The organism is Pseudoselenomonas ruminantium, assembly GCF_900142515.1.
Classification (GTDB): domain Bacteria; phylum Bacillota; class Negativicutes; order Selenomonadales; family Selenomonadaceae; genus Selenomonas_A; species Selenomonas_A ruminantium_D.
Window position 1 is genome coordinate 81,795 of record NZ_FRBC01000001.1, and the last position, 14,332, is coordinate 96,126.

Consider the following 14,332-nt stretch of genomic DNA (forward strand, 5'->3'; position numbering starts at 1 on the left):
TTTTCTTGGCGTAATCTACAAAACTAGGGGACTCAGGGATACAGGGACATCTAAATATTATTTTTCTTTTTTTAGGTAAGGGGATTATCGTATGGCTTTTGAAGACAAGACTTTGGTATGCAAAGAGTGTGGGAAGGAATTCACGTTCACTGCTGGCGAACAGGAATTCTACGCTGAGAAGGGCTTTGAGAACGAGCCGGCACGTTGCCGCGACTGCCGTGACAAGCGCCGTCGCAGCCGTGATGGTGGCGAAGCACGCCAGATGTTCAAGGTGACTTGCGCTGAATGCGGCAAGGAAACGGAAGTTCCGTTTGAACCGAAGAACGACCGTCCGGTTTACTGCCGTGACTGCTTTAACAAAAAAAGAGGCGAAGCAATGTAATTTTTATACCTTGCGTAAATTTAGCAACGTGGTATAATTACATTGTGCGTGACGAGTGGAGTTTGAGCGAAACGCTCAAACTCCATTTTTGTATCGTTGTAAATTTTATTTGAGAGTGGGGTTATTCTTATGAAGATGAAAAAAGTTTTATCCCTCCTGGCAGCAGGTGCTTTTGCCGTGTTTGCCATGGCTGGCTGTGGCAGCGACAATGGTGCAGCTCCTGCCGGAGATAAGCAGGCGAAAGTCTTGAAGGTCGGTTCTTCTATCGACTTCCCGCCCTTTGAATTCCAGGATGAAGGTCAGAAGGAATATCAGGGCTTTGATATGGACCTGATCCGCGCTATCGGCAAGGAAATGGGCCGCGAGGTGGAAATCCAGAATCTTGGCTTTGATGGCTTGATTCCGGCTCTGCAGGGCAAGAGTGTGGATGTAGTCATTTCCGGTATGACCATCAATGACGATCGCAAGCAGAACGTGCTGTTCTCTGAGCCGTATTATCAGTCTGGCCTGACCATGGTCGTGCGTGAAGATGAACAGGCCATCAAGACGTTCGCTGACCTCAAGGGCAAGAAAGTGGCTGTGCAGATTGGCACCACCAGTGCTGCAGAGGTCAAGAAGCTCGACGGTGTAGAGGTCAAGGAACTCAACACGCCGGCTGACTGCTTCATGGAACTCAAGGCCAAAGGCGTTGATGCAGTAGTAAACGACCGTCCGGTCAATGACTACTTCATCACGAAGAATGCTGCTCAGGGCGTGAAGACGCTGGAAGAGAAACTGACGGCTGAGGATTACGGCATTGCCATCAACAAGGATAATGCTGAGCTGCAGAAGGAAGTCAATGCCGCACTCAAGAAACTCAAGGAAAATGGCGAATACGACAAGATCTTCGCAAAATGGTTCGGCGAAAAGAAATAAATAAAAATGATCAGGGACTGTGAGATAACCCTGAAAGCCAAAAGTCCGCTGATGGAAGTTTCAGCGGGCTTTTATTATAGATTGTAGTTTGTTGGTGCGAGCTGGAACGCAATTTGTTACAGAGCAGTGGGGCGGCGGTGGGAATACTTTTTCGCCGCTCCACTAAATGACCCGCCAGCAGAAGTACGAATCTTCCAGCTACCTGCGCCGGGCAGGCCAACGGCGCTCCAATCAACGAAGCTTCCAGCAAATGCTGTTTGCGGGCCAGCCTTCACTTCGTTCAGGCAGTCGTTCCGTCGGTGAAAAAGCACTCCCCCGTGAACCCCTGTTGCGTATGAACGGGATAGTTTCAGCACGAACTAAACGACAAACTGCAATTTATTTTACAGGTTGACACTTTTAATGGATTATTCTATAATTATACATGTTTGATGAATAAATATAAGCAGGGTGAGAGATATGGATTTTAATTTTGACTTGGTTGTGCAGTCGTTCCCCTTGCTCCTGTTGGGGGCAGGGATTACCATCAAGATCACGGCATTGTCCGTGGCTGTGGGTATCATCATTGGTCTGTTCATGGGCATTGCTCGGATTGGCCGCATCCGGATTTTCCGCTGGATTGCCGCAGTGTATGTGGATTTCTTCCGCGGGACACCGCTTTTGATTCAGATTTTCCTCGTCTACTTTGCCCTGCCGCTTCTGACCGGCCAGCGCAGCGATCCCTATGTGGCGGCTATCAGTGCCTGCGGTTTGAACTCTGGTGCCTATGTGGCGGAAATCTTCCGTTCCGGCATCCAGTCCATCGACAAGGGGCAGATGGAGGCGGGACGTTCGCTGGGCATGACCTGGGTACAGACCATGCGCTATATCGTGGTACCGCAGGCCTTCAAGCGGGTCATTCCTCAGCTGGGCAATGAGTTCATCGCTTTGCTCAAGGATTCTTCGCTGGTATCCGTTATCGGCTTTGAGGAACTCACCCGCCGGGGGCAGCTGATTATCGCCAAGACCTATGCGTCGGTGGAAATCTGGACCTGCGTGGCCATTATCTATCTCATTATGACTTTGACCATTTCCCGCTTTGTGGCATTCTTGGAGTGGAGGTTTGCAAAAGATGATCGTCATTGAAAATTTACATAAATCCTTTGGGAAGGTGGAAGTCCTCAAAGGTGTCAATCTCCATATCAAACCGCAGGAAGTCGTGGCATTGATTGGCCCGTCCGGTTCCGGCAAGAGCACGCTGCTGCGGTGCATGAACTATCTGGAGGAACCCACCAGCGGCAAGGTCACGGTGGCGGGTACGCCACTGGATGGCGAGGCCAATATCAACAAGGTGCGTGAAGAAGTAGGCATGGTGTTCCAGCGCTTCAACCTGTTCCCGCACATGACGGTTCTCGAAAACATCATGTTGGCCCCGCTGAAGGTCAAGAAAGCTGACAAGGAAGCGGCCAAGAAGAAAGCGGAGGAGCTTTTGGCAAGGGTTGGCCTGGCGGATAAGGCCGGCAGCTATCCCAGCCAGTTGTCCGGCGGCCAGCAGCAGCGTGTGGCTATCGCCCGGGCCCTGGCTATGGAACCGAAGGTCATGCTGTTTGACGAACCGACTTCAGCACTGGACCCGGAGATGGTCGGCGAAGTCCTCGATGTCATGCGTTCGCTGGCGAAAGAGGGCATGACCATGGCGATTGTCACCCACGAGATGGGCTTTGCCCGCGAAGTCGCTGACCGGGTGCTCTTCATTGATGGTGGCGGCATCCTGGAACAGGGAACGCCGGAGGAACTCTTCGAGCATCCCCAGCAGGAGCGCACCAGGAATTTCCTCTCGAAGGTCCTGTAAAGCCTCCCCTTCGGGGGAGGTGATGCGCAGCTTCGGAAGGGGCAGATGCAGCAGGAGCGATTGTGTACATTTGTATACATGTATAAGAAAACATTGACAATTCAATAAGTAACAATTATAATTGTTAATAGGCCGCGAGGAAATTTTACGCGGCATGTTTTTAGCAACAGGAGGAATCTCAATGGTCGGTAAAGTTAAATGGTTCAGCGCTGAAAAAGGTTATGGCTTCATTGCCCGCGAGGATGGGGACGATGTATTCGTACATTTTTCCGCAATCAATGACGAAGGTTTCAAGACCCTGAACGAAGGTCAGGAAGTTGAATTCGAAATCGTGGAAGGTGCCCGCGGCCCGCAGGCTTCCAACGTAGTGAAAACGGCATAATTTTTATTATCGTGCATATAGCCTCCCTTATAGGGAGGCTTTTTTTATAAAAAAAAGAAGGGTTTTTGTGTTGGGCGGCGAATACTAAAAATATAAACAACCTAAGTTGCTATTTTTTACCACAGCAAAATAAGTCTGTGGCAGCATAAGAAAGGGGATGTGTCATATGGCAACATTCACTGTAAGAGGCAAGAACATCGAGATCACTCCTTCCCTGCGTGAGTACGTGGAGAAGCGCGTGGGCAAGGTCACCAAGTATTTTGAAAAGGTTGGTGAGATTACTGTCCTTCTTACCGTGTCCAAAGGACGTCACATCGTGGAGGTTACGGTTCCCGTGCAGAATGGCATTCTGCTGCGCGGTGAAGAGGCCACGATGGATATGTACACGTCGATTGACTTAGTGGTAGAGAAACTGGAACGCCAGATCCATAAACAGAAAACGAAACTGGCCCGTCGTTTCCGCGGTGGCGGTTTCAAGGCTGAGGCACTGAAGACTCCTGCGGTGGAAGGCCCTGCCGATGATGAGGAATATCAGGTAGTCAAGACCAAGAAATTCGTGGTCAAGCCCATGGATGTGCAGGAAGCTATCATGCAGATGAACCTCCTGAATCACAACTTCTTCGTCTTCCGCAATTCGGAGACTGAGGATGTGCAGGTTGTATATAAACGTACCGATGGGAATTACGGGTTGATTGAGTCCGGTAATTGAATAAGCAAAGGGGCTGTTGCATGAGTGCGTTAGCACTTATGCACAGTCCACTTTTTCGTTTACAGTTCTTCAAATACATTAAAACCAAAAATTGGGTCAAAAAAAGAGCACAAGATACCAGACGGTCTAAAAATCGTCATTTCTTGTGCTCTTTAATTTTGCTCAGGCAACGTTATCCACAGGGAAAAGATGCTGGTCAAATCTGCCTGACTGAATTTTGCAGTGCAGCTTTTGCATATTGTAAGCTATTGCCAGAAGCATTGTCTCAACCAGTACATTTCCTGTGCCACGGCTAAGAAACCTGCGGAAGGTCATGTCGGCCTTCATCATTGCAAAGGCTCCTTCTGCCTGGATGCTCCGGTTTACCCGCAGCTGGATTCCCTCTTTTGAGCTTATGCGTTCAAGATCTTCTTGACGTTGGCGCAGGAACCTTTTGGAAACCTCGAAGTGTTTGGTTCTCTCTTCCAGCGGCGTTTTGCAATGGTTTTCATGGATTTTCAATGGGCAGCTGCTGCAATCCTCGCAGCTGTACCGGGTCACCCTGCTTTGGAAGCCTGTCCTGCTTTTGCGGATGAATTCATTTGTAGCAGTCAGTTTCCTTCCCTGGGCACAGAGGTACACATCCTCGTCTGCCAGATAGGCCATGTTCTCTTTGCGGCCGATGTCTTTCTGCCATTTTCTGGTCTTGCACTTCTCATAGTTGTTGGGCTTGATGAAGGAACGCTGCCCATTCGTTTCAAGGTAAAGGTAATTCTCTTCGCTCTCATATCCGGCATCGGCAACCACGTTGAGGTAAAGGCGGTGGATATGCTCTTCCATGTCCTGCAGGAAAGGAATGAGCGTGGTGGTGTCTGTCGGCTGTGGTCCGACTGTTGCCCATGTTATGAATTCAGAATCTGTGCCGCACTGGATGTTGTAGGCCGGCTTGAGCTGACCGTTTTTCATGGCATCTTCCTTCATGCGCATGAAAGTGGCATCAGTATCTGTCTTGGCGTCGCCAGATTACGATCTATTCGTTGATAGGTCTTCTCCAGTGATGTTATATCCATACCTCCAATACAGTAGCGAAGCAGGCGGACGGGGTCATCTTTGCCAATCTGAAATTCAAGATTAAAAGGAAGGGATACTTGATAACTCCCTCCGAAAGACGTATAATCTTTCTGTGAATTTAGTTTGTGCATACCTAAATTCTACACTTAATCCCGAGGCATTCAAGCCCCGGGATTGTTTTTTTGCATGCGAAAAGGAGCTGCTGCACGTTGATTACGTGCAACAGCCCCTTTTTTAGTTATGAAATTAGGGCGTGTTGATGGTAAGTTCGTTGCCAGAGGGGGGATTTTTTCGGGGATGTCAGGCAGGAGGGAAAGGCTGTCCTGTAGGCAGGAAAAAGCCCCCCCTTTGGTGAATTATTCGAAGTAAGAAGGTACGCATATAGACGGAGGATAATTCTTTATGGCAAAAAGCACCTTGGAAAAGATGGGGCCTGCCGCTTCTGCGGCTTTGGCGGCCCAGGAAAGATTCAACGATACAGCCAGCAGCTTTCCCTTTGTGCCCGTGTCTCTGCAGATCCACCGCCAGGCGGAAGCGCATCCTGACCAGGTGGCGGTTATTGCGGCGGGGCGCAGGCTGACCTATGGGGAGCTGGACCGCAGGTCAAATATTCTGGCCAATTTCCTGCTGGAAAGGCTGGGCCGGGGCGGGGCTAAGGCCTGCCGGGACATGATCGTGGGGGTGGCTTTGGAGCGCACGGAGCTGGCCTATGTGGCAGAGCAGGGCATCCTGAAGGCGGGGGCGGCTTTCCTGCCTTTCGTGACCTCCTATCCTGATGAGCGCATCAAATATTGCCTGCAGGATGCAGGGGCCTCCCTGCTGCTTACTTCCCGGGCCCTCAAGGATGCCCGGCCGGGACTGGCGGGGGATTATGAAATCCTGGCGGTGGAGGAGCTGCTGGCAGCTGGCGACGACAGCTATCCCGGGCAGGTGGAGATAGGCCGGGAGGACCTGGCCTATGTCATCTATACCTCCGGCTCCACCGGCAAGCCCAAGGGTGTCATGATTGAGCAGGGGAACCTGGCCAATTATGTGCAGCGGGATGAAAAATCCATCGAAATCATGCACTATGCCCGGCCCGGGCGCATTGCCCTGGCCATGGCGGCTTTTTCCTTTGACGTTTCCGTGGTGGAGGAATTCGTGCCCCTGAGCAATGGCTGTACCGTCTGCCTGGCCACTGAGGCGGAGATACAGGACCCCTTCCTGCTGTCTGCCGCCATGCAGGAGCATCAGGTCAATGGCCTCACCTGCACTCCCACTTTCCTGCTCAGCGTGCTGAATATTCCCGAATGCAGGGAAGCCTTGCAAGGGGTGGATTTCTATGATATCGGGGCCGAGGCTTTTCCTGCCGGGCTCTTTGGCAAGCTGCGGGAGCTGCGGCCCGACAGCGTGATCCTGAACGTCTACGGCCCCACGGAATGCACCATGGGCTGCGCCGCGTCCCTGATGGAGTCGGAAGGGGAAATCGTGGTAGGCGGCCCCATCGTGAATACGAAGTTCTATGTCATGAGCCCCCAGGGAGACTTCCTGCCCATCGGTGAAAAGGGAGAGCTGATTATCTGCGGGGACTGCGTGGGGCGGGGCTATATCAACCTGCCGGACAAGACAGCCAAGGCCTTTTTCACTTTGGAGGGGCTCCGGGCCTATCACAGCGGGGACCTGGCTTCCTGGACGGAGGCGGGCACCATCCGCATTCATGGCCGCATTGACAATCAGGTGAAACTGCGTGGCTTCCGCATCGAGCTGGACGAGATCGAGAAGGTGATGGCGGAATATCCCCAGGTGGATACCTGCGCCGTGAAGGTACTGCAGAGGGCGGGCATGTCCGATTACCTGGCGGGGTACTATACTTCAACGGAAGAAATCAGCCAGGAGGCTCTGCTGGCCTTCATGAAGGAACGGCTGCCGGAGTACATGCTGCCTGCCGCCCTGCTGCGGCTGGAGCAGATGCCCCAGACCGTCAATGGCAAGATTGACAGGAAAGAGCTGCCTTCCGTGGAGCCGGTGCAGGCCAGGACGGCCTATGTGGCTCCCCGCAATGACAACGAAAGATATATCAGTGCCGCCTTTGCCCAGGTGCTGCGCCTGGAGGAGGGCTCTGTGGGCTGTGAGGATGATTTCTTCCAACTGGGGGGAGATTCCCTTTCGGCCATGCTGCTGGTTTCCCGGCTCAGCCAGAAGGGCATCTCCAGCGCAGACGTGTTTTCCCTGCGTACTGTGGAGCGGCTGGCGGCCCTGCTGGAGGAGCGGGGGGAGGCAGAGTCTCTGGAGGAAATCGATGACCGGGAGAGACTCAGGCCTCACCGGCTGTCCCCCATGCAGGTGGAAATGCTGGACAACCAGTTTGCCAAGGTCAAGTCCACCATGTTCAACAATATGTCCTACCTCTTCCGCTTTCCCAAGGAAACTGACCCCGAAAGACTGCGCCAGGCGGTGAATGAGGCCATAGGCAATCATCCGGCCCTAGCCATGACCATCGGCTTCAACGATGACAATGAGCTGGTGCAGACCTATACTCCTGACATCCTTTCCGAAGTGCAGTACGAATACATGAGCGATTTGGAAATCATCAGGCTGGCCCGGGGGCTGGTGCAACCCTTTGAGCTCTTCAATGCGCCCCTGCTGCGGTTGCGCCTCTTCCGCTCCCCCAAGTACACCTATATGTTCTTTGACGTGCACCATCTGGCCATGGACGGCTCTTCCCTGGGGCTGGTGCTGGCGGATATCACCAGGGCCTATCGGGGAGAGAGCCTGCCCCGTGACTACTACTGTGCCTATCTGGCCGCCGAGGAAAAGCTCTGCAACTCCCCCCAGTATGAGGAGGACAAGGAATATTTCCTCAAGGCCTACGGAGGCTTTGACTGGTGCAGCATTCCGGAGCCTGACCAGAGGGAGTCCCTGAAGCTGGAGGCACGGCAGCGCCGGGTGCAGCTGCCCTTTGATGAGGAGGATCTGGTGGAGGCCGAGGAGCGCTGGCATGCCTCCCGCAGCGTCATGGCCATCGGCGCCGCCCTGCAGGCCCTACATGAGTTCACCGGCCGCAGGTACATTATGTCCAACTGGATTTTCAACAACCGTCTGGGCAGCTATGCCGCCAATTCCGTGGGTATGCTGATTAAGAACCTGCCCGTGGGGGTGGATATGGAGAAGGCAAAGGATACCGGGGAACTGCTGGCGGAGGTGAAGCGCCAGGTCACCGAGGGCATTGCCCATTCCAGCTACGACTACTTCGTAGCCAAGGACAGGCCCTTTTTGGATGACCCCATGGAGGTGAACTACCAGTTGAATATCAATGCCGATGATCTGGCAGAGCTAAAACCCTTCTACCTGCCTCTGGACAATCAGTACTGTGCCCCCGGGGCCAGGCTGGAGCTGGAGTTTTTGGAGAACGACAACAACTCCGGCTGCTTTGAGTCAGAGTTTGAGTGGGCGGGCAATATCTTCACTACGGAAAAAATCGTGGCCTTCCACAACCTGTATATGGAAAAGTTCATCGAGATTGTGCATGGCTGAGGAGTATTTATGGAAATCAAGCTATCTGACCATTTCACCTGCAAGAGGCTTCTGCTGTTCGCCGCCCCTACCATCGGCACAGTGGTTATCGCCATCACCTATGATGTGATTGACGGTTATTTCGTGTCCAATTTTATAGGCAAGACGGCTTTTGCCGCCGTCAATGTCATCTATCCCTTTCAGCTGATGCTGTCGGTGGTGGGCTATATGTTTGGCACCGGGGGCAGCGCCCTCATCGCCGCCCAGCAGGGCAAGGGGGATGAGGAGGGGGCCAACCGCTTCTTCACCATGATAGTCAAGTTCGCCCTGATGACAGGGGCGGTCATGGCCCTGCTGGGCTGTCTCTTCCTGCCGGAAATAGGCGCTCTGATAGGAGCCACGCCGGAAATCATGGAGTACGGCCTGCCCTATGGCCGCACCCTCTTCCTCTTCCTGCCGGTGATGATTGTGGGCTATGCCTTCCAGAGCCTGCTGATTACCGCCGAAAGACCCCAGTTTGGCCTCTACCTTTCCGTGGCCAATATGCTCAGCAACATCATCTTTGACTACCTCTTCATCGTGGTGCTGGAGGGAGGCATGGTGGGGGCGGCCATCGCCACCGGCATCGGCGCCTGCCTGAACGGCCTGGTGCCCATGTGCTACTTTGCCCGGCCCAACAGCAGCTCCCTGCGCTTCGTTAGCTGCGGCATGGAAATCAAGCCCCTGCTGGGAGCCTGTTACAATGGCCTGTCGGAAATGGTGGAAGATATGTCCACCTCCCTGATTTTCGTCTTCTACAATTACCAGCTCCTGAGGCTGGCGGGGGAAAACGGGGTGGCGGCCTTCGGGGTGGTCATCTTTGTGGAGGGCTTCTTCACCGCGGTCTTCTGCGGCCTGGCCTTGCAGGCCAATTCCATCGTGGGCTACCATTTCGGCGCGGCCAACTTCACGGAGCTGAAAAGCCTGCTGAAAAAGGGCATTATGCTGAATTTGGGTTTCGGCTTGCTGATGTTTGTCCTGGCACGGTTTTCCGCGTCTGTCATTGCCGGCCTCTATGTGGGCTATGATGCGGAGGTTTGCGCCATGGCAGAGGAGGCCCTGCAGATTTATGCCCTGGCCTTTATCCTGCAGGGGTTCAATATCTACGCTTCCGCCTATTTCACCGGCCTGAACAACGGCAAGATTTCGGCCCTCATCGCCTTTGCCCGCACCTTCCTGGTGCAGACCGCCGCCATTTTCCTGCTGCCCATGCTCCTGGGCACCGCCGGCCTATGGCTGGCCCAGGCCACCGCCGAACTGGTGTCAGCCCTGCTGGCCGCTGCGCTGCTCTACGCCTGCCGCAGGGAGTATTGCGGGGAGGGGTGAGAAAAAGGAGCTGCTGCACGTTGATTACGTGCAACAGCCCCTTTTTTATGTCCGGGCAGGATCATATCCGTTGCAAATGGATTGATGGGGAAAGGTTTTGTCTGCTTCAATAGTATTGCGAAGGAATCAATCGCGTCTATTGTATGAATAAATCGTTTTTAGAAAATTTTCATCTTTTAAAGGATTTGCTGTTTTGATGTAGAAGTAACAACACACGGAGATTTATGGATTTAAGGAAATGTAAAATACTAAAGAGAGGATGGTAGGTATGGGGATCAGGCAGAAGTTTTCCGTCCTGGCCGGTATGGTTGGTTTGCTGATGGCAGTGGTATCCATTATCGGTTTTTACACGGCGGATAAGAATCTGGAACAGGCCGTGGAGCAGGAGCTTACTGCAACTATGGGTGATGCAGCATCCCAGATGGACGGCTGGCTGCAGGCTAAGGGGGCGTCCGCGCAGCATGCAGCTGATCTGATGACGGAGTTCAATGGTGATGAAACCCGGCTCAAAAGCATTGCCTCTCTGGCTATTGGTGCTTCGGATGGGGAAATCCTGGATCTGAATGTCGGCATGGAAGATGGTTATTTCGCTTCTTATCGTACGCAGAACAAGAGCACAGGAACTTTAGACCCCCGTACGCGCCCCTGGTATAATGATGCCAAGAAGGCTGGCAAGATGAGCTTCACGGATCCTTATGTGGACAAGAATACGGGCAAGATGGTCGTGTCAGCAGTGGCACCGTTCAAGAAGGATGGTCAATTCTATGGTGCCATCTGTACGGATATTGACATGGCCGTTGTGGATGCACAGGTGGATAAGCTGAAATACCATGGTGAAGCAGGTATGGCTGCTGTAGCCGATAAGAATGGCGTGGTCCTGGGGATTGGAACAGATGAACAGATTGGTTCCAAATTTCAGGATCTGCCTGGTGTAGGCAGTCATTTCGATGAAATGCAGCAAAAGGGCAAGGGCGTATTCGTCTTTGATAGTCCACGTGATGGCAAGATGATCTGCGGTTATACGATCGTTCCCAGCACTGGCTGGATTTTCGCTATGAGTGTGCCTTATGATTATGTATTCTCGTCTGTGACGACTTTGAAGATCGGATATGGTATCCTGACGGTAGTCGGTCTGATCCTGGTGTTGGGCGTATGTTTCAAAGTGGCTGCGGACATTACCAATCCGATTGTGGCATTGGAAGGTAATGCCCGGGAGATGGCCAAGGGGAATCTGCGTCAGGAGAAACTGCCCGTTACGTCCCGGGATGAGATCGGCTCTCTTACGCAGGCTTTCAATACCATGAGTGAGAACCTGAGCAACCTGATCCGCCAGATGGCTACGACCTCGGAACAGGTGGCAGCATCTTCGGAAGAACTTACTGCCAATACCCAGCAGTCGGCAGAGGCAGCTGTGCATGTGGCGGAAACTGTGGGCGAAGTCAGCGGCAATGTGGCTCAGCAGTTGGGCGATATCGAACATGCCAAGAGCAGCGTGGGCGGTGTCTATAATGATATTGCCAATGTGGCAACCAAAGCCCGGCATATCACCACGGCTTCCCAACAGACGGCGGAAGCGGCAAAGAAGGGCGCCGGGCTGATGGAAGAGGCCATCAGCAAGATGGGAGCCATCGAGCAGAGCGTGCTTTCGTCTTCGGAAGTCGTGAAGACCTTAGGGGAGAGTTCCCAGCAGATTGGGCAGATCGTGGAGGCGATTTCCTCCATTGCCCAGCAGACCAACCTGCTGTCCCTCAATGCCGCCATCGAGGCAGCCCGTGCCGGTGAACAGGGCCGGGGGTTTGCGGTAGTAGCAGAGGAAGTCCGTAAATTGGCGGCTGAATCCCAGGAATCGGCAGAGCAGATCAAGGAGCGCATTGCCTCCATCCAGAATGAGACTGCCCGGGCGGTGGATTCCATGCAGAGCGGCACGCAGGAAGTTACCCTGGGAACCAAGGCTATCCGGGATGTAGGGGAACAATTTGAAGATATCATGAGCAAGGTGGACGATATCAATACCCAGATTGGGGAAATCAGCAATGCTGTTTCTCAGGTTTCTACAGGTGCTGAACAGATTGTGACGGCAGTGGAGGCTATCGACAGCATAACGCAGAAAACTGCGGACAGCATGCAGACCATTTCTTCGGCAACGGAAGAACAGTCCGCTTCCAATGAAGAAATCGCCGCCGCTTCACAGGCCTTGGCCAATATGGCTGGGAAGATGCAGGAAGCCGTGTCCAGATTCAGCGTATAAACAAGTCCTGTTCCGCGAATCGAATCATATCGGCAGGGATGCATAATAAAGTTGGAAGGAGAGAAGATCATGGGATTCATCAGAAACATCAGTGTTGCCCAAAAACTGGCATGTATCGGCGTGCTGGCTTTCATTGCCACGCTGATTGTGGGCTGGGTTGGTTATACTTCAATCAGGGCAGCCCGAGCGGATATGGAAGAGCTTTACAATGAAGATACCATGAGCATCTACTATTGTTCTCAGGTACGCTACAACACCCGTTATTCGCAGATTCAGGCCAGTCTCCAGCCGTATACCAATAAGCCGGAATACCGTCAGGAGCGGGTGACGAAATTCAATGCGGCCATTGCCGAAGCGGAAGATTTCATGCAGAAGTATGAAGCGCTGCATGCCAAACATCCGAAAAGGGCAGAGATGGCGGCCAAGGTGCGCAAGGACTTTGATGCTTACAAGGCTAATGCCGCTCAGCTTTTGCAGATGAATGCCTATGAAAGCGAAGATGATTTAGCCCCAATGATGTTCTATCAGGAAAAGGTCATGCCGCTGGCCGTGGCCATGTCTGGTGACCTGGAAGCTGTCCAGGGCAGAAGTCTCGAAGATGCCAAAAAAGGACTGGATAAGGGCGAAGAAGATATGAACAGTGCGGTTTTCCGCATGGTGGTTACCTGTGCCGTCATCATCGTGGTGCTGACACTGGCTATTGCCTTTGTGACCAAGCAGATCACAGGACCGCTGCAGCTGGTTATCCGGGTCTGCGAGAAACTTTCCAAGGGCGATTTCCGTACTGGCGGAATGATTGGCACTGTGGAACGTGGGGATGAATTCGGCCGCATGGAAGCTGCGGTCCGCGATATGCGCATCACGGTCAACAATCTGATCAAGAAGGTCATCACCTCCACCGAACAGCTGGCGGCGTCTTCGCAGGAGCTTACGGCCACGGCACATCAGTCGGCACTGGCTTCTGAGCAGGTGGCCCAGCGTGTGACGAGCTCTGCCGGTGCTGTCATCGAACAGCAGAAGGATGTGGAGGAGGCCATGGAGTCCATCGATAACACCATGAACTCCATCAGCAACCTTAATCAGACCGCTGGTGAAGTCACGGCCAATGTCACGGAATCCCATAAACAGGCACAGGATGGCAGCAGTGCCATTGGCAGTGCTGTGGATAAGATTGTCAGTGTCGAGTCGATCGTCAACAGTTCTACTGCTACGGTGGATAAGCTGGGGCAGCGTTCGCAGGAAATCGGCCAGATTGTGGAGACCATTTCCGGTATCGCTGACCAGACGAATCTGCTGGCTCTCAACGCCGCTATCGAAGCAGCCCGTGCCGGCGAGCATGGCCGCGGCTTTGCTGTTGTAGCTGATGAAGTGCGGAAGCTGGCCGAAGAGTCCCAGAATGCGGCTAAGCGCATTACAGACTTGATTGGAGCAATTCAGAATGATACCACGGATGCGGTCAACTCCATGCAGAGGGGCAATGCCGCCGTCAAGGAAGGTACCGAATCCGTCAGCCAGCTCAAGGCGGCCTTTGATAAGATCCTGGAGGCTTCTGATGCTGTGGCGGATAAGGCTCATGGTATGAGCGGCGATTTGAAAGTGGTATCGGACGATACAGAAAATGTCCGCAATCGTTCCAGCAAGATTTCCGAGAACAGCCGCCGGGTGGCTGCCGATATGGAAAGCGTATCCGCCGCCGCCGAAGAACAGTCCGCTGCGGCCGAAGAAATCGCCTCGGCAAGTGAGGCGTTGGCCCAGCTGGCGCATGGCCTGCAAACGGCTGTGGGCGAGTTCAAGGTGTGATTTTCAGGGACTTTGATAAGTCAATAGGTGGATAAGGTGAATGCAGGGCGGGCGGTTGAAAAGTCAGCCGCCTGCTTTATTTTGAAAAGCAGATTGATATGTGGGAGAAGGCAGCGGAAAAAGGGATAATGCTGCTGAAATCAGGAAGGGAAGTGCTG

11 protein-coding genes and 1 pseudogene are annotated in these 14,332 nt (G+C 53.2%); 10 read left to right on the top strand and 2 right to left on the bottom strand.

All coding sequences use genetic code 11. From position 1 onward, the window contains the following. The first annotated feature begins 91 nt into the window (after window positions 1-91). A complete protein-coding gene (locus BUB68_RS00355) occupies window positions 92-382 on the top strand; it encodes a zinc-ribbon domain containing protein (protein ID WP_014425369.1) in 291 nt (96 codons plus the stop codon). A 129-nt stretch (window positions 383-511) separates the two neighbouring features. Next, window positions 512-1,297 carry a basic amino acid ABC transporter substrate-binding protein gene (locus BUB68_RS00360; protein ID WP_073087853.1) on the top strand — a complete coding sequence of 262 codons (786 nt, stop codon included), beginning with the start codon at window positions 512-514 and terminating at the stop codon, window positions 1,295-1,297. Between the two features lie 116 nt (window positions 1,298-1,413). On the opposite strand, the gene BUB68_RS15380 is transcribed toward BUB68_RS00360, so the two are convergent. Continuing rightward, window positions 1,414-1,608, bottom strand: a complete 195-nt coding sequence (locus tag BUB68_RS15380; RefSeq protein ID WP_218587666.1) for a hypothetical protein — start codon at window positions 1,606-1,608, stop codon at window positions 1,414-1,416. A gap of 148 nt (window positions 1,609-1,756) precedes the next feature. Between BUB68_RS15380 and BUB68_RS00365 the strand changes: the two genes are divergently transcribed. The 4 genes from BUB68_RS00365 (at window position 1,757) to hpf (ending at window position 4,219) form a co-directional block, all read left to right on the top strand. Next, a complete protein-coding gene (locus tag BUB68_RS00365; protein WP_073087854.1) occupies window positions 1,757-2,422 on the top strand; it encodes an amino acid ABC transporter permease in 666 nt (221 codons plus the stop codon). Then, window positions 2,409-3,128, top strand: coding sequence for an amino acid ABC transporter ATP-binding protein (locus BUB68_RS00370; RefSeq protein WP_073087855.1), 720 nt, complete (start codon window positions 2,409-2,411; stop codon window positions 3,126-3,128). Before BUB68_RS00365 ends, BUB68_RS00370 begins: the two co-directional genes overlap by 14 nt. Before the next feature lie 181 nt (window positions 3,129-3,309). Continuing rightward, window positions 3,310-3,510 (top strand): cold shock domain-containing protein, encoded by a 201-nt coding sequence (locus tag BUB68_RS00375; protein WP_014425364.1) that lies wholly within the window; start codon window positions 3,310-3,312, stop codon window positions 3,508-3,510. Between the two features lie 166 nt (window positions 3,511-3,676). Continuing rightward, the gene (gene hpf, locus BUB68_RS00380; RefSeq protein ID WP_073087856.1) at window positions 3,677-4,219 is read left to right on the top strand and encodes a ribosome hibernation-promoting factor, HPF/YfiA family; all 543 of its coding nucleotides are present in this window, start codon (window positions 3,677-3,679) and stop codon (window positions 4,217-4,219) included. A gap of 162 nt (window positions 4,220-4,381) precedes the next feature. Here the strand turns inward: hpf and BUB68_RS00385 are convergent. Beyond that, a pseudogene (locus BUB68_RS00385) lies at window positions 4,382-5,194 on the bottom strand (transposase); the annotation flags it as partial. 477 nt (window positions 5,195-5,671) lie between these two features. On the opposite strand from BUB68_RS00385, the gene BUB68_RS00390 reads away from it, so the two are divergent. The 4 genes from BUB68_RS00390 (at window position 5,672) to BUB68_RS00405 (ending at window position 14,174) form a co-directional block, all read left to right on the top strand. Continuing rightward, on the top strand, window positions 5,672-8,782 hold the full coding sequence (locus BUB68_RS00390) for a non-ribosomal peptide synthetase (protein WP_073087858.1): 3,111 nt from the start codon (window positions 5,672-5,674) through the stop codon (window positions 8,780-8,782). A gap of 9 nt (window positions 8,783-8,791) precedes the next feature. Continuing rightward, window positions 8,792-10,126, top strand: a complete 1,335-nt coding sequence (locus BUB68_RS00395) for an MATE family efflux transporter (RefSeq protein ID WP_073087859.1) — start codon at window positions 8,792-8,794, stop codon at window positions 10,124-10,126. Window positions 10,127-10,394: 268 nt separating this feature from the next. Continuing rightward, window positions 10,395-12,374 carry a methyl-accepting chemotaxis protein gene (locus BUB68_RS00400; RefSeq protein WP_073087860.1) on the top strand — a complete coding sequence of 660 codons (1,980 nt, stop codon included), beginning with the start codon at window positions 10,395-10,397 and terminating at the stop codon, window positions 12,372-12,374. 69 nt (window positions 12,375-12,443) lie between these two features. Further along, window positions 12,444-14,174 carry a methyl-accepting chemotaxis protein gene (locus BUB68_RS00405; protein ID WP_073087861.1) on the top strand — a complete coding sequence of 577 codons (1,731 nt, stop codon included), beginning with the start codon at window positions 12,444-12,446 and terminating at the stop codon, window positions 14,172-14,174. Window positions 14,175-14,332 lie beyond the last annotated feature (158 nt).